Source organism: Isoptericola sp. NPDC057653, from assembly GCF_042799955.1.
In the GTDB taxonomy this organism is placed as follows: domain Bacteria; phylum Actinomycetota; class Actinomycetes; order Actinomycetales; family Cellulomonadaceae; genus Isoptericola.
Genome location: NZ_JBHVHP010000001.1, coordinates 2,115,478 through 2,136,240, shown reverse-complemented (window position 1 = coordinate 2,136,240; position 20,763 = coordinate 2,115,478). Strand labels below are relative to the sequence as shown.

Annotated in this window: 19 protein-coding genes and 5 tRNA genes; 9 read left to right on the top strand and 15 right to left on the bottom strand. The window is 73.7% G+C overall.

Annotated elements, in window-relative coordinates; all coding sequences use genetic code 11:
- Window positions 1–55: 55 nt before the first annotated feature.
- Window positions 56–131 (bottom strand) — tRNA-Arg (locus ACFU9A_RS09745).
- Window positions 132–197: 66 nt separating this feature from the next.
- Between ACFU9A_RS09745 and ACFU9A_RS09740 the strand changes: the two genes are divergently transcribed.
- The 5 genes from ACFU9A_RS09740 (at window position 198) to ACFU9A_RS09720 (ending at window position 3,653) form a co-directional block, all read left to right on the top strand.
- Window positions 198–533 carry a hypothetical protein gene (locus tag ACFU9A_RS09740; RefSeq protein WP_430575020.1) on the top strand — a complete coding sequence of 112 codons (336 nt, stop codon included), beginning with the start codon at window positions 198–200 and terminating at the stop codon, window positions 531–533.
- A 157-nt stretch (window positions 534–690) separates the two neighbouring features.
- Window positions 691–1,329 carry an oligoribonuclease gene (orn, locus tag ACFU9A_RS09735; protein ID WP_430575019.1) on the top strand — a complete coding sequence of 213 codons (639 nt, stop codon included), beginning with the start codon at window positions 691–693 and terminating at the stop codon, window positions 1,327–1,329.
- Window positions 1,330–1,385: 56 nt separating this feature from the next.
- A tRNA-His gene (locus ACFU9A_RS09730) sits at window positions 1,386–1,458 on the top strand.
- Between the two features lie 144 nt (window positions 1,459–1,602).
- Complete coding sequence (locus tag ACFU9A_RS09725; protein ID WP_430575018.1) at window positions 1,603–2,901, top strand: MFS transporter; 1,299 nt, start codon at window positions 1,603–1,605, stop codon at window positions 2,899–2,901.
- Complete coding sequence (locus ACFU9A_RS09720) at window positions 2,898–3,653, top strand: ankyrin repeat domain-containing protein (RefSeq protein WP_430575017.1); 756 nt, start codon at window positions 2,898–2,900, stop codon at window positions 3,651–3,653. The genes ACFU9A_RS09725 and ACFU9A_RS09720 overlap by 4 nt, the downstream gene beginning before the upstream one ends.
- 6 nt (window positions 3,654–3,659) lie before the next feature.
- Here ACFU9A_RS09720 and ACFU9A_RS09715 read toward each other — a convergent pair whose 3' ends face one another.
- Together ACFU9A_RS09715 and ACFU9A_RS09710 are read right to left on the bottom strand one after the other, a co-directional pair.
- Window positions 3,660–4,565, bottom strand: a complete 906-nt coding sequence (locus ACFU9A_RS09715) for a RimK family alpha-L-glutamate ligase (RefSeq protein WP_430575016.1) — start codon at window positions 4,563–4,565, stop codon at window positions 3,660–3,662.
- Window positions 4,566–4,574: 9 nt separating this feature from the next.
- Window positions 4,575–5,648: an ABC transporter ATP-binding protein gene (locus tag ACFU9A_RS09710; RefSeq protein WP_430575015.1), complete on the bottom strand. Its 1,074-nt coding sequence runs from the start codon at window positions 5,646–5,648 to the stop codon at window positions 4,575–4,577.
- 96 nt (window positions 5,649–5,744) lie between these two features.
- Here ACFU9A_RS09710 and ACFU9A_RS09705 point away from each other — a divergent pair, with 96 nt between their 5' ends.
- The 3 genes from ACFU9A_RS09705 (at window position 5,745) to ACFU9A_RS09695 (ending at window position 8,292) form a co-directional block, all read left to right on the top strand.
- Window positions 5,745–6,428, top strand: coding sequence for an ABC transporter permease (locus ACFU9A_RS09705; protein ID WP_430575014.1), 684 nt, complete (start codon window positions 5,745–5,747; stop codon window positions 6,426–6,428).
- A complete protein-coding gene (locus ACFU9A_RS09700) occupies window positions 6,425–7,138 on the top strand; it encodes an ABC transporter permease (protein WP_430575013.1) in 714 nt (237 codons plus the stop codon). Before ACFU9A_RS09705 ends, ACFU9A_RS09700 begins: the two co-directional genes overlap by 4 nt.
- 110 nt (window positions 7,139–7,248) lie before the next feature.
- Complete coding sequence (locus tag ACFU9A_RS09695) at window positions 7,249–8,292, top strand: glycine betaine ABC transporter substrate-binding protein (protein WP_430575012.1); 1,044 nt, start codon at window positions 7,249–7,251, stop codon at window positions 8,290–8,292.
- Window positions 8,293–8,379: 87 nt separating this feature from the next.
- Here ACFU9A_RS09695 and ACFU9A_RS09690 read toward each other — a convergent pair whose 3' ends face one another.
- From ACFU9A_RS09690 to ACFU9A_RS09645, 10 genes are all read right to left on the bottom strand, one after another.
- Complete coding sequence (locus tag ACFU9A_RS09690; protein WP_430575369.1) at window positions 8,380–10,032, bottom strand: cation acetate symporter; 1,653 nt, start codon at window positions 10,030–10,032, stop codon at window positions 8,380–8,382.
- A 5-nt stretch (window positions 10,033–10,037) separates the two neighbouring features.
- A complete protein-coding gene (locus ACFU9A_RS09685) occupies window positions 10,038–10,385 on the bottom strand; it encodes a DUF485 domain-containing protein (protein WP_430575011.1) in 348 nt (115 codons plus the stop codon).
- A 147-nt stretch (window positions 10,386–10,532) separates the two neighbouring features.
- Window positions 10,533–11,333, bottom strand: coding sequence for a tRNA (guanosine(46)-N7)-methyltransferase TrmB (gene trmB / locus ACFU9A_RS09680; protein ID WP_430575010.1), 801 nt, complete (start codon window positions 11,331–11,333; stop codon window positions 10,533–10,535).
- Between the two features lie 34 nt (window positions 11,334–11,367).
- Window positions 11,368–11,787, bottom strand: a complete 420-nt coding sequence (locus tag ACFU9A_RS09675) for a pilus assembly protein CpaE (RefSeq protein WP_430575009.1) — start codon at window positions 11,785–11,787, stop codon at window positions 11,368–11,370.
- Window positions 11,788–11,826: 39 nt separating this feature from the next.
- A complete protein-coding gene (locus ACFU9A_RS09670) occupies window positions 11,827–13,071 on the bottom strand; it encodes a HupE/UreJ family protein (RefSeq protein ID WP_430575008.1) in 1,245 nt (414 codons plus the stop codon).
- On the bottom strand, window positions 13,068–17,084 hold the full coding sequence (locus ACFU9A_RS09665; RefSeq protein WP_430575007.1) for a metallophosphoesterase: 4,017 nt from the start codon (window positions 17,082–17,084) through the stop codon (window positions 13,068–13,070). Before ACFU9A_RS09665 ends, ACFU9A_RS09670 begins: the two co-directional genes overlap by 4 nt.
- A 210-nt stretch (window positions 17,085–17,294) precedes the next feature.
- Window positions 17,295–17,370: transfer RNA gene (locus ACFU9A_RS09660), tRNA-Lys, on the bottom strand.
- A 78-nt stretch (window positions 17,371–17,448) separates the two neighbouring features.
- Window positions 17,449–17,524 (bottom strand) — tRNA-Lys (locus ACFU9A_RS09655).
- Window positions 17,525–17,627: 103 nt separating this feature from the next.
- Window positions 17,628–18,845, bottom strand: a complete 1,218-nt coding sequence (locus ACFU9A_RS09650) for an acyl-CoA dehydrogenase family protein (protein ID WP_430575006.1) — start codon at window positions 18,843–18,845, stop codon at window positions 17,628–17,630.
- A 47-nt stretch (window positions 18,846–18,892) separates the two neighbouring features.
- The gene (locus ACFU9A_RS09645) at window positions 18,893–19,189 is read right to left on the bottom strand and encodes a GroES family chaperonin (RefSeq protein ID WP_380326038.1); all 297 of its coding nucleotides are present in this window, start codon (window positions 19,187–19,189) and stop codon (window positions 18,893–18,895) included.
- 166 nt (window positions 19,190–19,355) lie between these two features.
- On the opposite strand from ACFU9A_RS09645, the gene ACFU9A_RS09640 reads away from it, so the two are divergent.
- Window positions 19,356–19,862 (top strand): peroxiredoxin, encoded by a 507-nt coding sequence (locus ACFU9A_RS09640; protein WP_430575005.1) that lies wholly within the window; start codon window positions 19,356–19,358, stop codon window positions 19,860–19,862.
- 15 nt (window positions 19,863–19,877) lie between these two features.
- On the opposite strand, the gene ACFU9A_RS09635 is transcribed toward ACFU9A_RS09640, so the two are convergent.
- Both ACFU9A_RS09635 and ACFU9A_RS09630 read right to left on the bottom strand, forming a co-directional pair.
- A tRNA-Leu gene (locus tag ACFU9A_RS09635) sits at window positions 19,878–19,960 on the bottom strand.
- An 18-nt stretch (window positions 19,961–19,978) separates the two neighbouring features.
- Window positions 19,979–20,668, bottom strand: coding sequence for an HNH endonuclease (locus ACFU9A_RS09630; protein ID WP_430575004.1), 690 nt, complete (start codon window positions 20,666–20,668; stop codon window positions 19,979–19,981).
- Window positions 20,669–20,763 lie beyond the last annotated feature (95 nt).

Genomic DNA, 20,763 nt, shown 5'->3' with positions numbered 1-20,763 from the left:
GCAGGGCGATCCTTCGCGCGGCACGCGTCCCGGCCACCGCCCCTGACGATCTGACTGGTGCCCCCAGCAGGACTCGAACCTGCAACCTACGGATTAGAAGGCCGTTGCTCTATCCATTGAGCTATGGAGGCGCGGGCCCATCGTATAAGGCCCCGGTCGACAGCGACCGTGCCCGCCGACGAGTCCGCGCAGACGCCGTGACCCGGCTCACCTGGGAAAAAGCCGTGCGCTGCACGAAGGCTTCCCGGCAGACTTCTTCCTGCACCGCGGTGACGCGCGGCCGGTCGGACACCGGTCGCGGGGGTGGTCCCTGGCCCGGACCGACGACCCACGTCACGAAGGACACCATCACCATGTATTCCACGGACAACCTGCTTCTCGTGCAGGCGATCCAGCGCGAACGCCTCGAGGAGGCCGAGCGCCACCGCACCATCCTCCGACTCCGCCAGCAGCACAAGCAGCTGCGGACCTCGCACGCCCGCCAGCAGCACACCAGCGTCACCCGGTGGCTGTTCGACTGGCTGACCGCATGACACCCGACGCGCGACCGTCGCCACGCCGCAGGCGCGCCGACGTCGCGACCACGAGGGCCCCGAGGCCCGGACCGTTCCCCTCGAACCGTCCGGAGCACCGGGGCCCTCGTCGTGCTCCCCGGCCGCTCACGGGCGCGCGGACCGTAGGCTGGCCCTCGTGAGCCCCGCGAACCCGAACGAACGCATCGTCTGGATCGACTGCGAGATGACCGGCCTGGACCTGCGCGCCGACGCGCTCGTCGAGGTCGCCGCCGTGGTCACCGACTCCGAGCTGAACGTGCTCGGCGAGGGGGTCGACGTCGTCGTCGCGCCGCCCGCGGCCGCGCTCGAGCAGATGAACGACTTCGTGCGCGACATGCACACCACGTCGGGCCTCCTCGAGGAGCTGCCCGCCGGCATGACGCTCGCCGAGGCCGAGCAGGCCGTGCTCGACTACGTCCGCGAGTGGGTGCCGGACCCGGGCAAGGCCCCGCTGGCCGGCAACTCCGTGGGCACGGACAAGATGTTCCTCGACCGGGACATGCCCGAGCTGGTGGGGCACCTGCACTACCGGATCGTCGACGTGTCGTCGATCAAGGAGCTCGCCCGCCGTTGGTACCCGCGCGTCTACTTCGCCTCCCCCAAGAAGGAGGGCGGCCACCGGGCCCTCGCGGACATCCTCGAGAGCATCGACGAGCTGCGCTACTACCGCGAGGCCCTGCTCGTGCCGCAGCCCGGCCCGGACACGAAGACCGCGCGGGCCGTCGCCGAGCGGATCAAGGAGACGTCGGTCACCCGACGGACCGCGAAGTCCTGACCAGCCCCGCGGAGCAGGTATAGTTCTGGTCGGCCGGTCGCTCGCGTCCGGCCATGGTGGCTATAGCTCAGTCGGTAGAGCGCCTGGTTGTGGTCCAGGAGGTCGCCGGTTCAAGCCCGGTTAGCCACCCTGAGAAGCGCCCTGGAGACAGGGCGCTTTTTCTTTTGCCCAGCGGCGGCCTGCGCGACGCCGACGGGCCCTTCGGTCGTTCCGGTATACCATCGAGGCGGCCGCGGACGCGGTCCCCGCGCGACCGAAGGAGACCCTCCCGCCGTGGCTCAGCAGGCCGCCCCCGCCCGCACGACCGGCCCCGCCGCCGCGTTCTCCTCCCTGCGCGGCAACCGCCCCTTCCAGCTCCTGTGGGCGTCGAACCTGTTCTTCTTCGGCGGGGTGTGGACCCAGACGCTCGTGCTCGGCTGGCTCGCGTTCGAGCTCACGCACTCCGAGCTGCTCGTCGCCGTGTACACGGCGGCGCGCCTCGCCCCGATGCTCCTCGGGCCCGTCGCGGGCGCCCTCGCCGACCGCTACGACCGGGTCCGCCTGCTCCTCGTCGCCTGCGTCTGGGCCACCGGCGCGGTCGCCGTGGTCGCCGCGCTGGCGTCCGCCGACCTGCTCCCCTACTGGGCCCTGGTCGTGGGCGGGTTCGCGATCGGCATCGCCCAGTCGCCCTCCCAGCCCGCCCGGATGTCGCTCGTGCTCGATCTCGTCGGCCGGGAGAACCTCTCCAACGCCAACGCGCTCAACTCCATGGCGATGAACATGACGCAGGTGATCGGCCCGGCGCTGGGCGGCGCCATGATCGCCGCGATCGGCGCCCCCGCCGCGCTCTGGGTCTCGACCGCCTGGTACGTCGCGTCACTGCTGCTGTTGCTGCCGCTGCGCGGGCTCCGCACGCGCACCGCGGCGGGCGGGCACGCGTCGACGTCGGTGCTGCGCATGGTCACGAGCGGCTTCCGCGCCATCGCCGGCCACCGGCTCGCGGTCGCCGTCCTGCTGGTCACCCTGGCGGCGAACGTCTTCCTGTGGCCCGTCTACCAGTCGTTCATGCCCGTCTTCGCCGCCGAGTCGTTCGGGCTCGACGCCGCAGGCCTGGGCGCGCTGCTCACCTGCGCGGGCGTGGGCGGGCTGATCGGGTCGCTCGTCATCGCCGCGCTCGGCGACTTCCGCTTCAAGGGCGCCCTGTTCGTGATCGGCACCACCGTGTGGGGACTGGCCTGGGTGGCGTTCTCGCTCGCCACCGAGCCCGCGACGGCGTTCGCGCTGATGGTCGTCATCGGCCTGGCCAGCGCCGCCTTCGGCGTGCTGCAGACCACCCTGCTGCTCATGACCACCGAGCCCGCGGTGCACGGGCGCGCGCTGGGCCTGCAGGAGCTCGCGATCGGCGTCATGCCCGCCGCCACCCTGGTGATCGGCGCCGTCGCCGAGCGCGTCGGGGTGCAGCACACCGCGCTGGGCGCCGCGATCGCGCTCGTCGTCACCCTCGTCGTCCTCATGCTCGCCGTGCCCGACCTGCTGCGCCTCGGCCGGGCCGACGACGGGACCCCCGGTGCCGCGACCGAGGAGGCCGCGTGACGGCCCGAGCACGACGCCGCGCCCCCGCCGCCGTGGCGGCCGTCGTCGCCGGGGCGCTCGCTGCCTCACTCGCCGCGTGCGCGGCGCCCTCTCCCGACTCCCCCACCCCGCAGGAGGCCATCGTGCCCAGCTCGCCGTCCGGACCCTCGTCCGCCGACACCGGCCCCGCGAGCGCCGCACTCCTGCGCGCCGTCGGGCGGGGCGACGCCGAGGCCGTGGCGGCCGCGCTGCGCGACGGCGCCGACCCCGACGCCCGCGACGGCGACGACCGCCCGGCCCTCGTGACCGCCACGCGCCAGGGCGCCGTCGACGTCGTGCGCGCGCTGCTGGAGGCCGGCGCCGACCCCGACGCGAAGGACGCCATGGCCGACTCCGCGTTCCTCTACGCGGGCGCGGAGGGCCTCGACGACATCCTCCGGCTGACGATCGCGCACGGCGCCGACGTGACGAGCACCAACCGGTACGGCGGCACCGCGCTGATCCCGGCCAGCGAGCACGGGCACGTCTCGACGGTGCGCCTCCTGCTCGACGCAGGCGTGCCCGTCGACCACGTCAACGACCTGGCGTGGACGGCTCTGCACGAGGCGATCGTGCTCGGCGACGGGTCGGCCGACCAGGTCGCCGTCGTGCGCCTCCTGCTCGAGGCCGGCGCCGACCCCGCGGTGCGCGACGGGCAGGGCGTGCTGCCCCGCGACCTCGCCGGCTCGCGCGGCCACGACGCGATCGTCGCCGAGCTCGACCGCGCCCGCTGACCGCCCTCAGGCCCGGGCGAGGATCGCCGCGGCGAAGGCGTCCAGGGTCGCGGCCGTGCCGGAGTGCTGCATCCACAGCGACGGCTCGGTGAGCTCGAGCTCGATGACCATGGGCGTGCCGTCGTCGCCCGTCACGAGGTCGACGCGCGCGTAGAGGAACGGGCGCTCGCCGCCCACGTTCTCCCGCGCCACCGCGAGGGCCTTCTCGGCGGCGTCGACCTGGTCCGCGGTCGCGGTGGCGGGCGACATCCGCTCGGTGGCGAACTGCCCGTCCGACGGCTGGGCGGGCCCCGTGAGCAGCGCGTGCTTGCGCACCGCGTGCCGCAGCTCGCCGTCGACGAACACGAGGCCGGTCTCCCCCGCGGTGTCCACCGACGTCACGTAGGGCTGGATCATCACGGCGCGGCCGGCGTCGAGCAGGTCCGTCGCGTGCTTGATCGCGAGCGCCCGCGACTGCGCGGACACCGGCTGGTAGCGGCCCGCGTCCTGCGCGCCCGCGCTCACCACGGGCTTGACCACGAAGTCGCCGAAGGCGGGCATGCGCGTGTGGACCGCACGCTTGGACAGGTGCCGGTCGGGGTCGAGCCAGATCGTCGGGATGACGGGCACGCCCGCGTCCTCGAGGGTGCGCAGGTAGCCCTTGTCCGTGTTCCAGCGCAGGACGTCGGCCGGGTTCTCCAGGCGCGGCACCCGGTCGGCCCAGGCGAGGAACTCGTCGCGCCGGGGCGAGTAGTCCCAGGTGGAGCGGACGACGACGAGGTCGAAGACCGACCAGTCGACGTCCGGGTCGTCCCACACGACGGCCTCGGCCACGGCGCCGCGCTCGGTGAGCGCGTCGAGGAGCGGCCGGTCGTCGCTGTCGAGCCGGGGCAGGGCGGAGCAGGTGGCGAGGCCGATGCGCGTCGAGGTCACGCGCCGAGCCTAGTTCTCCGCCTGGTCGCGGTGCGCGGTGCTCGCCGCCGGCGTGGCGGGCGCGGCGGGCGCGGCGGCGTCGGCCGCGCGACGCAGCCCCCCGAGGATCCCCGCGGCGGTCAGCGAGCCGACCACCGCCCCGTCGTCGTCGGTCACGGGGACCCGACCCTGGGACGAGGTCGGCAGGGCCGCCACCCCCTCGAACGCGTCGGCGAGGCTGGCACCGAGCGGGACCGCCGGGGGCGCGGGCTGCACGACGAGGGAGGCGTCCTCCAGGTCCTCGCGCCGCACCCGGGCGAGCGCCAGCATCCGCTGGTGCGCGCCGGCGCCGACGAAGTCGCGGACGCGGTCGGTGGCCGGGTGCGCGAGGACGGTCAGCGGCGAGGCGACCTGCTCGAGGTGCCCGCCCTTGGACAGCACCGCGACCCGGTCGCCCAGGCGGACCGCCTCGTCGACGTCGTGGGTGACGAGCACGACGGTGGTGCCCACCTCGCCCAGGATGCGCGCCACCTGGGTCTGCAGGTCGCGGCGCCGCTCGGGGTCGACGGCGCCGAACGGCTCGTCCATGAGCAGCACGGGCGGGTCCGTGGCGAGCGCCCGGGCCACGCCCACCCGCTGCCGCTCGCCGCCCGAGAGCTGGTGCGGGTAGCGGCGGCCGTACTGCCCGGCGGGCAGCCCGACGAGGTCGAGCACCTCGGCGACGCGGGAGCGGACCCGCGACCGGTCCCAGCCGAGCAGGCGCGGGACGGTGGCCACGTTGGCCTCGACGGTGCGGTGCGGCAGCAGGCCCACGTCCTGGATGACGTAGCCGGTGCGGCGGCGCAGCGCCACGGCGTCGACCTGCGTGACGTCCTCGCCGTCCACCAGGACGCGCCCCGACGTCAGCTCGACGAGCCGGTTGATCATCCGCAGGGTGGTCGACTTGCCGCAGCCCGACGGGCCGACCAGCGCCAGCACCTCCCCCGGCTCGACGGTCAGGCTCAGGCCGTCGACCGCGACGGTGCCGTCCGGGTAGGCCTTGCGGACGGCGTCGAGCTCGATGCCGGCGGACAGCCGGGCGGGAGCGGTGGCAGGGGCGGGCATGGCTGCGAGGCTATCGAGGGCTTCCCACACGCCGGCCTGCGGCGCGCCGGGGCGTCGCCCGGCCCGGCGTCGGAGGCTGCCGCTACGGTCGAGCCCATGGTCACCAGCGCTGCCACCACCGCTGCGGACAACCCGTGGTTCTCCTGGTCGTACGTGACCGAGAACGCCGACGTCCTGTGGGCGCGCACCAGCGAGCACGCGCTGCTCACGATCGAGGCGGTCGCGATCGCCGCGCTCGTCGCGGTGCCGCTCGGGCTGCTCGCCTCGCGGGTCCGCTGGCTCGCGGGGCCGCTGCTCGGGACGGCCGCCATCCTGTACACGGTGCCCTCGCTCGCCCTGTTCGCGATCCTCGCTCCGATCATGGGGATCGGCCGGCAGCCGGTGCTGCTCGGCCTCGTCCTCTACGCGTTGCTCGTCATCCTGCGGAACACGGTGACCGGGCTCGACGGCGTCGACCCGGCGGCCGTGGACGCCGCGCGAGGCGTCGGGCACGGCCCGCTCCAGGTGCTGGCGCGGGTCCGGCTGCCCAACGCCCTGCCGAGCATCGTGGCCGGGCTGCGGCTGGCCACCGTCACCACCGTCGCGCTGGTCACGGTGGGCGTCGTCGTGGGCTACGGCGGGCTCGGGCAGCTGATGTTCCAGGGCTTCCGCAACAACTTCTACCGCGCGGAGATCATGACGGCGACCCTCGCCTGCGTCCTGCTCGCCCTCGTCCTCGACCTCGTGCTGTGGGCCGCCGGCCGGGCGCTCACGCCCTGGCTGCGCGGGAGGGCCGCATGACCGGCGCGGCGGCACCCGTCGTCGTGGCGGAGGGCAACGGCGTCGTCGGCGAGGCGATCGCCTACCTCAACGACCCGCTGAGCTGGACGGGGCCGGGCGGCATCCTCGAGCTGGGCCGTGAGCACCTGGCCCTCACGGCGGCGTCCGTGCTCGTCGCCGCGGTGGTCGCCCTGCCCGTCGGTGCGGCGCTGGGTCACCGACGCCGGGGCGGCGGCGTCACCGTGTGGCTGACCAACGCCAGCCGCGCCGTCCCGACGCTCGGCATCATCCTGCTGCTCGCCACGGCGGGCCTGTTCGGCGACGGCGCCACGGTGGTGGCCGCCGCGCTCTTCGCGGTCCCGGTGCTGCTGGTCAACACGTACGAGGGCGTGCGCGGCGCGGACGCCTCGGCGCGCGACGCCGCGGTCGGCCTGGGCATGCCGGGCCGCCAGGTGCTCACCCGCGTCGAGCTGCCGCTGGCCACGGGGCTGGTGGCGGCGGGGGTGCGCACCGCCGTCGTGCAGGTCAGCGCCACCGTGCCGCTGGCCGCGCTCGCCGGCGGCGGCGGGCTCGGCCAGATCATCGCGCTCGGCATGGGCACGCAGCGGTACGGGCAGGTGCTCGCCGGCGGCCTCCTCGTCGCGGCCCTCGCCCTCGTGCTCGACGGCATCTTCGCCGTCGTGCAGCGCGTCGTCACCCCCGCGCCCCTGCGCGCCGCCGCCCGGCGGTAGCGGCCCACGCATCGTCTGCCCGGCAAACCGGTTGCCCCGCCGGGACCTCCGAGGTCGAATAGGGCGGTTCACCCGAATCCCACGCTTGTCCCCCACGGACGGAGAGCACGATGACCTCCCACCGCACGACCACCCTGCGACGCACGACGGCCGCCCTGGCCGCCGTCGTCGGCGCGACGGGTCTGCTCGCCGCCTGCGGCTCCCCCGGATCGGCCGGGGGCGGCGGGTCGACGTCCTCCGCGACGGGCTCCGCCGCCGCCGCCACCTGCGAGGCCGTCCCCGGCGACGCGCTCGTGGTGCTCGAGGACGACAAGAAGCTGCAGACCGTCGACAACATCATCCCGGCGGTGAACGCCGACCTCGCCGCGCAGGCCCCCGACCTGATCCCGCTGCTCGACACGGTGTCCGCCGCGCTCGACACGGACACGCTCATCGGGCTGAACAAGGCGGTCGACATCGACCGCAAGACGTCCGAGGACGTCGCGGCCCAGTTCGTGCAGGACGCCGGGATCGCCGCCGAGGACGACTCGGCCGGCAAGGGCGTGACGGTCGCGATCGGCGCGGCCGACTTCGCCGAGAGCGCCACCCTGGGCAACATCTACGCCGACGTGCTCAAGAGCGCCGGCTACGACGCCACCGTCACCACCATCGGCAACCGCGAGACGTACCTGCCCGCGCTGCTGAAGGGCGACCAGATCCAGATGGTGCCCGAGTACACGGGCACGCTCACCGAGTTCCTCAACAAGGACCTCAACGGCGCGGACGCGAAGCCGCTCGCCTCCGGCGACCTGGACTCCACGGTCGCGGCGCTGACCGACCTCGGCAAGCAGGCCGGCCTCGCGTTCGGCAAGCCCTCGCCCGCCCAGGACCAGAACGCGTTCGCCGTCACCCAGGGGTTCGCGGAGGCGCACGACCTCACCACGCTGAGCGACCTCGCCGCCGCGTGCGGGGGGCTGGTGCTCGGCGCCGGCCCGGAGTGCACGGAGCGCCCGTTCTGCCAGCCGGGTCTCGAGGACACCTACGGCCTGACGTTCTCCGAGTTCCGCTCGCTCGACGCCGGCGGCCCGCTCACCAAGGCGGCGCTGCAGAAGGGCGAGATCACCCTCGGCCTGGTGTTCAGCTCCGACGGCTCCCTCGCGACGTCGGCGGGCTGACCCGCCCCCAGGCACGACGAAGGGCCCCGAGGTCTTCTCGGGGCCCTTCGTCGTGGTCGCCGCCGGGACGGCGGCCCAGGTGCTCGGTCAGTGCTTGGCGACGGCCTTCTCGGCGCCAGCGCCGGTGAGCGACCGGACCTCCATCTCGGCGAACTTCTCCGGGTGCGGCTTCTCCTTGGACAGGAACGTGCCGACGATCCCGAGCAGGAAGCCGAGCGGGATGGACACCAGGCCGGGGTTCGTCAGCGGGAAGACCGCGAAGTCCGCGGACGGGAACATCGCCTTCTCGTCGCCCGACACCGTGGGCGACAGCACGATGAGCACGATGCAGGAGACCAGGCCGCCGTAGATGCTCCACAGCGCGCCCGAGGTGTTGAACCGCTTCCAGAACAGCGAGAAGACGATCGTCGGCAGGTTGGCCGAGGCCGCCACCGCGAACGCGAGCGCCACGAGGAACGCGACGTTCTGGTTCTGGGCGAAGACGCCGCCCACGATGGCGATGACGCCGATCACCACGACCGTCCAGCGCGCGATCCGCACCTCCGAGTCCGGCTTGACGTTCCCCCTCTTGATGACGTTGGCGTAGATGTCGTGCGAGAAGCTCGCCGCCGCCGTGATCGTGAGCCCGGCCACCACCGCGAGGATCGTCGCGAACGCCACCGCCGAGATCAGGCCGAGCAGGATCTCCCCGCCGAGAGCGAAGGCCAGCAGCGGCGCCGCGGAGTTCACGCCGCCCGGCGCGTTGAGGATCGCGTCGGGGCCGACCAGCGCTCCGGCGCCGTACCCGAGCACCAGCGTGAACAGGTAGAAGATGCCGATCAGCCAGATCGCCCAGACCACCGAGCGGCGGGCCTCCTTGGCGGTGGGCACCGTGTAGAAGCGCATGAGCACGTGCGGCAGGCCCGCCGTGCCGAGCACCAGGGCCAGCGCCAGGGACAGGAAGCTCAGCTTCGTGGTGCCGGACAGGCCGTACTGCTTGCCGGGCTCGAGCAGCGCCTCGCCGCCCTCGCCGGCCGCCTGGACGGCGCCCCCGAGCACGTCGGAGAGGTTGAAGCCGAACTTGGCCAGCACCCAGAACGTCATGATCGCGGCGCCCACGATGAGCAGCACCGCCTTGATGATCTGCACCCAGGTGGTGCCCTTCATGCCGCCCACCAGCACGTAGAGGATCATCAGCGCGCCGACGACGGCGATGACGAGGCTCTGCCCGGCGCGGCTGTCGACGCCCAGCAGCAGGGCGACGAGGCCGCCGGCGCCGGCCATCTGGGCGAGCAGGTAGAAGAAGACGACCAGCAGGGTGGCGAGCGCCGCGGCCATCCGGACCGGCCGCTGGCGCAGCCGGAAGGACAGCACGTCCGCCATCGTGAACTTGCCCGTGTTGCGCAGCAGCTCGGCGACCAGCAGCAGGGCGACGAGCCACGCGACGAGGAAGCCGATGGAGTAGAGGAAGCCGTCGTACCCGTTGATCGCGATGGCGCCGCAGATGCCGAGGAACGACGCGGCCGAGAGGTAGTCGCCGGCGATCGCGGTGCCGTTCTGCGGCCCGGTGAAGTTGCGACCGCCGGCGTAGAAGTCGGCGGCGGACTTGTTCTGCCGGGACGCGCGGAAAACGATCACGAGCGTGACCAGCACGAACGCGGCGAAGATGCCGATGTTCACCCAGGGGTTGCCGACGTCGGTGGCCTCGGCCCCGGAGACGACGGGGGTGCCCGCGACACCCGCGACGGACGTGGACAGGATGCCGCTCACAGCTCGCCCTCCTCGATCTCACGGCGCAGCGCGTCGGCCCGCGCGTCGAACTTCTTGTTGGCCCAGCGGGCGTAGAGCATCGTGATGGCGAACGTGGAGACGAACTGACCGAGCCCGAACAGCAGGCCGACCGTGATGTTGCTCCCGCCCAGGCGGATGCTCATGAAGTCGTGGGCGTAGTTGGCGAGCAGGACGTAGACGAAGTACCAGACGAGGAACAGGGCCGTCATCGGGAAGACGAAGTTCCGGAACGCGCGCCGCAGCCCCTGGAACTCGTCGGACCGCTGCACGCGCTGGTACTCGGTCTCCCCTGGCGGCGGCTCCGCCGTGGACAGGTCGCTCATGATGCCTCCGTTGGCTCATGCGATCGGCCCGGGGCCACGCTGCCCCGGTCGAGAACGTTTCGCGAGGCACACCCTGCTAGAGGGGGCGCATGTGGCGCAAGCCACAAAACGGCGCGTCGAGAACTCGCCCGCGCGGGGCCGGGCTCGTCAGCGGCGCACGTACTCCAGGTCCGTCACGACCCGGCCGGCCGCGGTGCCCTTCTTCTCGAAGCCGGTCAGCACGCGCCCGTCGAAGCGCGGCGCCGCGGCACCGGGGCCGTGCGCGTTGCGGAAGTCGTCGCTGGCGTCGAGCACCTCGACCATCTGGTCCGCGTACTCCACCCAGTCCGTGGCCAGGCGGAGCACCCCGCCGGGGCGCAGCACCCGCGCGGCCAGCCCGGCGAACTCGGGGGTGACGAGCCGGCGCTTCTGGTGACGGGACTTGTGCCACGGGTCGGGGAAGAACACCCACAGCTCGTCGACGGACGCCTCGGGCAGGGCCGTGGCGAGCAGCTCCGCCGCGTTCGCCTGCGCGAGGCGGAGGTTGCCGAGCTCGTTGCCCGGCGCTCCGCCGTCGCGCCCCGGGTCGGCGCCGGCGTGCCCTGCCCGCACGATGGCCTGTGCGAGGCCCGGGGTGTACACCTCGACGGCCAGGTGGTCGCGCTCGGGGTGCGCGGCCGCGGCCGCCACGATCGCCTCGCCCTGGCCGGAGCCGACCTCCACGACCAGCGGCGCCGTCCGGCCGAAGACCTGCGCCGGCTCGAGCCGCCACCCCGGGTCGACGGACGTCACCGCGAGGTCGCGGGGCACCTCGACGAGGTACCGGTCGCGCCGGGTATCCCACGCCTTGCGCTGCGCGGCCGTGAGGCGCGCGCTGCGCCGCACGAAGCTGACCGGCTGCCGGCGGTAGCGCGGGTCGACGGTGTCGGTCGAGGGCTCGGTCGGCTCGGAGGTCACGGGATCGGGCACGGCTCCAGGGTAGTCGGCGCGGGCCCCCGGCCGGTCAGGAGCTGAGCTCCACGAGGGCGAGCAGGGCCGCGCCGTACGCCTCCGCGGGGTCGTCGTCGGCGAAGGTCCGCTGCTCGCCCAGCAGCTCGACGTCGACCTCGTACCGGTCCCGCGCGCCGTCGGGCGTGCTGCGCCGCAGCCCGAGGAAGGTCGAGCGCAGCAGGTCGCGCAGCTGGTCCTCGCGCGGGAGCCAGAGGGCGTCCTCGATGGCCACGGAGTCGAGCGCCCACTCGGTGGTGCCGTTGAACCCGAGGATCGTGCCCGTCGGGTACTCGTGCGCCTGGATCGTCATCGTGCTGACGGTGAAGACGTCCGTGGACAGCTCAGGGGCGTCGATCCGGAACCGGTCGCCGTCGGCCGGGCGCCAGACCAGCCCCGCGTCGCGCAGCCGGGCCGCGAGCTCGGTGGAGATCATCGACACATCGTCCGCCCGTTCGCGGCCCGGCGCGCGCCGTCAGCCCGACCCGAGCACGCGCTCCACGAACCAGAACAGCCCGACGGCCGCGACGGCGGCGGCCGCGGCCGCCGTCACCCACCGCGCGGTACGGGGCGCGCGGCGCCGCAGCAGCACGAGCAGCGGGAACGCCACGGCGATCAGCCCGAGCTGCACCGCCTCGATGCCCACGTTGAACACGAGCAGCGACCCGAGCAGCCCCCACGACCACGGCTCGTCGAGCCCCAGCGCGCCGGCGAAGCCGAGCCCGTGCACCAGGCCGAAGGCGAAGACGACGGCGAGACGCGTGACGTCCGCCCGCGTCAGGTCGTGCCACCGTGCGCGCGGTTCGCGCGCCGCGTCGCCCAGGGTGTCGGGCCGAGGGGGCGCGCCGGGCCGCAGGGCCCACAGGTGCCCGGCGGCGACCGCGGCGATGGAGATCGCGATGACGGGCTCCACCACCGCGCCGGGCGCTCGCACGGCGCCCGTCGCCGCGAGCAGGAACGTCACCGAGTGCGCCACGGTGAACGAGGTCGCCACCAGGACGACGTCGCGCAGGCGCCGCGACCCGACGATGAGCGCCAGGAGGAACAGCAGGTGGTCGGGGCCGAGCAGCAGGTGCTCCGCCCCGAGCACGAAGAACGCGCCGAGCCGGTGCGCCGCCCGGTGCTCCCCCGTCGTGACGGTCGGCTCCGACGGCGTGAGCACGGCGGACCCCTGCTCGTCGTCGAGGTCGAGGGCGACCATCGTCTCGGTGGTGTGCACGAAGGTCTCGGAGCCGGGGAACAGCGCGCTGAACAGCGTGTGCGTCTCCGCGCTCCCGTCGGATCCGACCGGGCAGGCGTAGTCGAGCACGACCGTGGCGTACGGCGTCCCGCCGCGGTCGCCGACCGTCGGGTCGCCCGCGAGCGCCGGGGTGCAACGGTCGTCTCCGGCGGCCACCTGGAACCGCTCGGTGACGTAGGCCGCGACCTCGTCGGCGTGCTGCGCGAGCTGCGCGTCCTGCGCGGCCGCGCCGCGCGCGTCGTACGCCTCGGCCGTGAGCCAGGCGGACTTCATGAGCAGGTCGTACTCGAGGTCGAGCTCGACGTGCACGTCCGCGCCGCCGCCGGCCGTGACCCGCGCGTACGCGTCGGTGGTGGCGTCGTGCGCGGCGGCGGTCGGGGCCACCGCCACGGCGGCGAGGCCGGTGAGGCCGAGGACGGCGAGGGCCGCCAGGACGGCGCCGCGACGCGACGCCGTCCTGGCCCGGGTGCGGAAGGTCACCGCTTGCCGCCCCCGGTGGTGAGGATCGCCGGCTCGGCGGCGGTGACGCCGCCCCCGCGCGTGGTGGCCGTGACGATCCAGGCGTACTGGGTGTCCTTCTTGAGGCGGTCCCAGCGCACCGCCGCGACCTCGCCGGAGGCCACCGTCTCGCGCCCGATCACCCGCGTCGGCGCGTACACGGCCAGCGAGTCCGTGACGAACGACGTGGTGCGGGTGGTGAGGTCCACGGGCAGCACCATGTTGTCCGCGGTGGAGTCGTAGCGGGCGTCGGGGTCCCACTCGTCGGCGCCGAAGTCGTCGAGGAACGGCGAGTAGGTGTCCACGTTCATCTCGGCCCGGTCGACGTCGAACTGCAGCAGCCGGAAGTACGACGCCCCGAAGCGCAGCCGCTCGGCCGGGTCGTGGCCGCCGATGCCGGCGAGGCCGACCCGCTGGGCGGGCACGGTGAAGGCCTGGTAGTCCGCGAGGAGCTCCACGACGCCGTCCGCGATCTGCCCGACCTGCGGCTTCACGTTGGTCGTGACGCCGTGCACGTGGCCCGCGAGCACGAGGAAGACGTTGTCGTTCGGCTGGACCACGTACTTGTACAGCGGGGAGCCGTCCGGCGCGGCGAAGCCCGCGTCCCGGCCGTCCTCCTGCGTGCTGGCCTCGAGGTACGCGTGGGTCATGAGGATGCCGTTGCGGTCGGCGTACCGCTCGAAGATCCCGTCGGCCCACTCGGCCTCCTCGCGGGTGACGCCGTAGCCCATGCCGACGGCGACGAAGTCCAGGCCGCCGGCGGAGAACAGGACGTAGTGGTTGGAGTTGTCGCCCTCGCGCCACGACCCGTACTCGGCGTTCTCCCACGACTCGGCCGCGGCCTGGTAGCGGTCGGGACCGAAGTACCGGTTGTACGAGTCGGCGCCACCGGCCGCCCCCGACCAGTTGTCGTGGTTGCCCGCGACGGCCGAGTTGGGGATGCCGTCGATCGTCGCCTGCAGCCGGGAGGAGACCTCGAACTCGCCGGTCACCTCGTCGCGCGTGGCGTCGTCCTTCGGCTCGCGGATGTTGTTCTCGATGAGGTCGCCGGTGTGCGACACGAACGCGATCTTGCGCTCGTCGGCGTTCTCGGCGATCCAGTCGGTGACGCCCGCGTACGCGGACTCCCAGACGGCCCGCTCCTCGGCGGTCTCCGGCTCGACCGCGCCCTCCGACAGGTACTGGGTGTCGGTCATGTGCGCGATGGAGAAGTCGTAGTCGGCCGGGTCGGCGAAGCCCTCCGGGCCCGCGTCGAGGTCGTCCGCGAACGGGTCCGTGGCCGCGACCATGACGTGCACGACGCCGCGGTCGCGGTGCTCGGGGCCGGCCGGCGCGACCAGGACGGTGTCCCCCTCGGCCTGGCCACGGGACGCCGCGATCGTGTCCCAGGCCTTCGCCTTCACGTCCCACACCAGCAGGGAGACCTCGCGGGCCGGGTCGGCGGTGCCGCTCCAGCGCACCACCGGGTGCTCCTCGGCGGTCTTCACCCGCACGTCGAAGCGCTGGTAGGCGACGTCGTCGGCCTGCGGGGACGCGAGCGTCTTCCCGTCGCCGGCGGCCAGGCCCTTCGCGGAGGCCTTCGTGGCCCCGCGCGGGTTCAGCTCGGTCGGCACGGCGTCCGCCGTGCCCTGCCGCACCTCGCCCGGCAGCAGCACGTCGGCCTGCGCGAACGACGCGGTGACCTTGCCGCCGTCCGGGCCTGCCACGCGCGCCGAGAGCTGCACCGAGGTCCCGGCGCCCGTCGTCCCGGTGGCGGGGGCGAGGTCGGACGGGACGTCGGGGACGCCGGCGCTCGTGAACGTGATCTCGCGCGTGGCGCTGTTGCCGAGCGAGTCGGAGGTCGCCACCCGCAGCGTGTGCTCGCCCGCGGGCAGGCCGGGCCCGACCGGGGCGCCGAGCGCGACGGCCTCGCCGTCGAGCGTCACCTGCGGGTCGCCGACCACGCCGCGGGGGTCGGTGAGCTCCACCGCCAGCGGGACGGTGCTCGTGAGCTTCGCACCGGCGGCCGGCGTCGAGGACGCGACCTTCGGCGCCGTGTTGTCCGTCTCGAGGACGCGGGTCGCCCGCTCGCCGGTGGTCGACGTCGCCGCGAGCTCGTGCTCGCCGTCCTCGAGGTCCGCGGTGTCGACGTCGGCACGCAGGCCGCGCGCCGGGGCGTCCACGAGGAAGTGGAGGTCGACCTGGCGGAAGGAGTTGAGGTTGGACCCGCAGGTGCCGTCGCCGAGCGCGTACGACGCCGCGGCGTTCTGCTGCTGCGCCGTGCCCGACGCCGGCGTCAGGACGACGTCGGAGATGGTGAAGTCGTCCAGGTTGCAGTCGTTCCCGAACGCGCCGGTGACGACGTCGACCTCGTTCCAGCCGGGCAGCAGCCACTCGTTGGGGAACGTGATCTCCCCGCGGCCGCCCACGATCGTCTGGTCGATGCGACGCTCGACGCCGTTGATCCGCAGCAGGTTGCTCGCGGACCCGTCGAGCGAGTTGGACCCGACGGCGAACGACACGGTGGCCTCGCCGTGGCCCAGCGCCGGGAACGCCGTCTCGCCGGCCGCGTCGATCGTCCAGTCGAGCTCGACCTTCGGCAGCGCGGAGGTGCTGGAGCCGCAGCTGCCGTCGCCCATGGCGTAGGTGGCCTGGAGGTCGGCCGGGGGCGTGACCGTGCCGTCGGCGACGCTCAGCGCGAGGTCCGACGCCGTGAAGTCGTCGAGGTTCGCGCCGCACGAGGAGGAGACGTCGCCCGCGACCAGCACGATCGTGTTCCTCCCGGGGTGCAGCAGGCGGTTCGGGACGCCCACCTGGACCCGCTCGGAGACGAGGTCACGGCCACCGGGGCCGCGCAGGTCGAGCTGCGTGCCGTTGACGACCAGGTGGTTCTGGTAGCGGGTCTCGATCGAGTTGGTGCCGACGTCGAACGAGAACACCGAGACGCCGTCGCCGAGGGTCGGCGGACCCGCGGCGGGCTCGCCGTCCACCGTGAGCGACGCCGTGCCGCCCTCGCCGTCCGCGGCCGCGGAGGCGGTCACCGTCTGCACGCCGCGCGTCAGCGTGCCGTCCTCCGGCGAGAGCGCGGGCGCGCCGACCGGGGAGTTGTTGACCCGTACGGTGTGCGTCGTGCTCGCGCCGGACCGCGTGGTCGCGACGATCTCGTGCGCGCCGTTCGCGAGGGCCGTCGTGTCGACGTCCGCGGCGAGGCCCGTGGTGGCCCCCGGCACGCCCGCGACCTCGAACGTCACCGTCGCCTCCTTGACGTAGGAGGTGTTGCTGCCGCAGGAGCCGTCGCCCATCGAGTAGGTGAACGCGTCGCCGGTGTCGACGGCGGTCTCACCGAGCAGCTCGAGCTGCACCTCCGACACCACGAAGTCGTCGAAGTTCACGCCGCACGAGGAGTCGATCCCGCCGGCGTGGATCTCGACCGTGTTGGCGCCCTGCACCAGCCACTCGTCGGGCACGGGCACCTCGACGCGCTCCGACACCCACGTGCGCTCCTGCGCCACGCGGTGCCCGTTGACCACGAGGTAGTTGCCGAACGCGACGTCGGCGGAGTTGCTGCCGACGTCGAACGTCAGCGCGGACGTGCCGGCCGTCGCGGCGGCGCCGGGCAGGTCCGCCCCGTCCACCGTGATCCGCCCGACCGGGTCGCCTGCCGTCGTCGGGGCCGCCGCGACCCGGGTGGTGCCCGAGAGGTGGGCGCCGTCCTTCGGCGTCAGCGTGGGCGCCGTCCCGGGCTTGCCCGGCTTCCCCGGCTTGCCCGGCGTGCCGTGCTTCGCGGCGCCGTCCGACGTCGTGGGGGCGTCGGGCCAGCCGGGGAACCCGGGGAACCGGCCGTCGGTGGTGTCGCCCGTCGCGTCCGCCGTCCGGCTCGCGGCCGGGGTCCCGGGCGGGCTCGTGGGCGTCGCCGTCGCCGGCGCGAGGCCGGCGCTCGGTATCGCCAGCGACGCCGCCACGACGCACGCGGCGACGGTGGACGCGCGCAGGCGTCCTGAGGGGTTCGGCCGCATCAGCGTGCCGTCCTTCCTGTCGTCGATGAGGGGAAGGGCGCTCCCGCCAGGCAGCCCGGGCTCACCCGGGGCACCAGGTTTCCCAGGCCGGGTGAACTTTCCGGTGCGTGCCGCGGGCGACCGGGAGAACTCTGGACGACGTCTGGACGTGGTCTCGACAGGCGGACGGGGACGACGAAGCCCCGCCCGGCGATGCCGGACGGGGCTGGGTGGTGCGCCATCAGGGACTCGAACCCCGAACCCGCTGATTAAGAGTCAGCTGCTCTGCCAATTGAGCTAATGGCGCGTGGCCAGAGGACGCCCACGGCTCGCGCCCGGGCGGTCCTCGCACGACGAGGCCCTCGCGGAGCGAGGACCTCGTTGCTGGTGCGCCATCAGGGACTCGAACCCCGAACCCGCTGATTAAGAGTCAGCTGCTCTGCCAATTGAGCTAATGGCGCCGGCGGTGTGAAACATTACCAGCCGTCAGCACGTGTCGAGAAACCGTCGTGCCCGGTCAGGTCTGTGACCTCGGCGACAGCCGCCCGTCGCGCGCGCGCCGGCTCAGCGGAACGCCTGCACGCCCGTCAGGTGCCGGCCGAGGATCAGCGTGTGCACCTCGTCGGTGCCCTCGTACGTGCGCACCGACTCGAGGTTCGCGGCGTGCCGCATCGGCGGGTGCTCGAGGGTGATCCCGTCGCCGCCGAGGACCGTGCGGGCGGTCCGGGCCACCTCGATCGCGCCCCGCACGTTGGCGAGCTTGCCCGCCGAGATCATGTGCGGCTCCAGCCGCCCGGCGTCCTTGAGCCGCCCCAGGCGCAGGGCGAGGAGCTGCCCCCGCGAGACCTCGAGCGCCATGTCCACCAGCTTCGCCTGGGTGAGCTGGAAGGCCGCCAGGGGCCGGCCGAACTGGACCCGCTCCCCCGCATGCCGCAGCGCAGAGTCCAGGCAGTCGCGGGCCGCCCCGGTCGCGCCCCACGCGATGCCGTACCGCGCCTCGTCGAGGCACGCGAACGGCCCGGCCAGGCCCGGGTGCAGCGGCAGGATCGCGTCGGCCGGCAGGCGTACGTCGTCGAGCACGACGTCGCACTGGACGGACGCCCGCAGGGAGAGCTTCGGCTCGATCGGGGTCGCGACGAAACCGGGCGTCGAGGTCGGCACCAGGAACCCGCGGACGCGCGGCCGCGCCTCCGCGCTGTGCTCGCCCTCGGTCGGGTCCGACGCACGCGCCCACACCACGGCGACGTCCGCGATCGACGCGAGCCCGATCCAGCGCTTGCGGCCGGAGAGCACCCACGCGTCGCCCTCGCGGGTCGCGGTGGTCCGCATCGCCGCCGGGTCGGACCCGGCGGCGGGCTCGGTGAGCGCGAAGCAGCCGATCGTCTCCCCCGCCGCCATCCCCGGCAGCCACCGCTCGCGCTGTGCCGGCGACCCGTGCTTCGCGATCGCCGACATCGCCAGCGAGCCCTGCACCGACACGAACGTGCGGATCCCCGAGTCGCCCGCCTCGAGCTCGGCCATCGCGAGCCCGTACTCGACCGCCGACCGGCCGGCGCAGCCGTAGCCCTCCAGGTGCATGCCGAGCAGGCCCGCCTCCGCGAGCCGGGGCACCAGGTCGCGCGGGAAGACGCCGTCCGCGAACCACCCCGCGACGTGCGGGCGGACGTGCTCGTCCACCAGCGCCCGCACGCGGTCGCGCGTCGCGCGCTCCGCGGGGCTCAGCTCGTCGTCGAGCGCGAGCAGGTCGAGAGGGTCCGCGGGTCGGGCGTCGTCGCCGGTCATGGGCCCACCGTAGCGACGGCGGGCACGGACGCCAGGGGCGGCGACCGTCAGAGGTAGAGGCCGGTCGCGCCCGAGTCGTCGTCGGTCTCGGTGACGCCGTGCACGTCGCGCTCGCGCAGCAGCACGTAGTCGGTGCCGCCGAGGTCCACCTCGGCGCGGTCCTCCGGGTCGTAGAGGACGCGGTCGCCCACGGCCACCTGGCGCACGTGCTCGCCCTTCGCCACCACCTGGGCCCACGCGAGCCGCTTGGGCCCGGACGCCGTCGCGGGGATCACGAGCCCCGCCGTCGACTGCCGCTCGGACGAGTCGACCTCCGGCTGCACCAGCAGCCGGTCGTGCAGCATCCGGATGGGCAGCGGCTTGCCGTCGGGCGTGGTGCGGGGCGTGGCGTCGGTCACGGGCCCCACGCTAGACGACCGGGGAGTCTAGGCTCGACGCCGAGCCCGCGCCCGCGACCCGTCGCCGGGCGACCGCACGCAGCCCTCAAGCACGCATCCCGAAGGAGCCCCCGTGACCCGTCTCGCCGTCGGCGACGCCGCCCCCGCCCTCGAGCTGCCCGCCGTCCTCCCCGACGCGACGGGCACCGGCCACACCACCGGCACCTTCTCGCTGGCCGACGCGCTCGCCGAGCCGGGCCGCAAGGGCGTCGTCGTGTACTTCTACCCGGCCGCCATGACGCCGGGCTGCACCACCGAGGCCTGCGACTTCCGCGACTCGCTCGCCTCCCTGCAGGGCGCCGGCTACGCGGTCGTCGGCGTCTCCCCCGACGGCGTGGACAAGCTCACGAAGTTCGCCGAGCGCGACGCCCTGACGTTCCCCCTCCTCGCCGACACCGAGCACACCGCGCTCGAGGCGTGGGGCGCCTGGGGCGAGAAGAAGAACTACGGCAAGACGTACGTGGGCGTCATCCGCTCCACCGTCGTCGTCGACCCCGACGGCACCATCGTCGTGGCCCAGTACAACGTCAAGGCGACCGGGCACGTCGCCCGGGTGCGCAAGACCCTCGGCCTCGACTGAGGGTCTTCGCGAGAGTGCCGGAGACGGGGGTCGAACCCGCACGCCCTGAGGGCACGGCGATCTAAACGCCGCATGTCTGCCAATTCCATCACTCCGGCCAGCGGGCGCCAGTGTAGCTAGGCGGCATTCTCGTCAGGGCCTGCGCGGCCGACCACACCACGCGTCGGGCCGTGCCGCCCTCGCGACCGACCTGCGAAGTTCGGCGTCTGCGCATGACAGTTGGGGCACAGGAAGCGTAGGTTCTCCGCCCGATTGTCCCGGAACTCCCCGCTGATGTGGTCGACGTGCAGCGTGAGCGGCGCGCCCCGCCACTGACCGTCGCACCCACATCCCTCGCAGACGTACGCCCGGCCGACCTCGAGCAGCGCCCTGCGCAGCTGGTGCGGCGGGCGCCTCCTCGTCGCCGACAGGTCACGGACCAAGACGTCCGCCGCCGACAACCTGCTACCGACTCGCCGCGATCCCTGGTCGCGGCGGAAATGGCTTGTGTCGATCTCCAGTCTCTTCAGCATCCGGCTGATGTGGGCATGAGTGCCGCCGGTCTGCGTCAACCCCAGGCGACGAAGGACGCCGGCGACCGAGTCGGACTGCGCAGACGCAGCCGAAAGCACCTCAGCCGTGTACTTACGCCGTTGGCGCGTGAAGTGGCTCGTGTCGATACCGAACTCTTTGATCCTCTTGGCGATGTGACTGTACGAGCCGCTGCGCAGCGGGACGCCGAGATACCGAAGGACATCCGCGTAGGAGGTGGCGTTCGCCGCTGCGTCCGCGAGCAGTTCCTCGGTGTACGTTCTGCGCCGACCCATGCATCGAACACTAGTTCGATCCCCCGACATGGAGCACCACGCACGACGGCCGCCCCGGGAAGCCCCGGGGCGGCCGTCGTGCGTGGTGCCGGCGT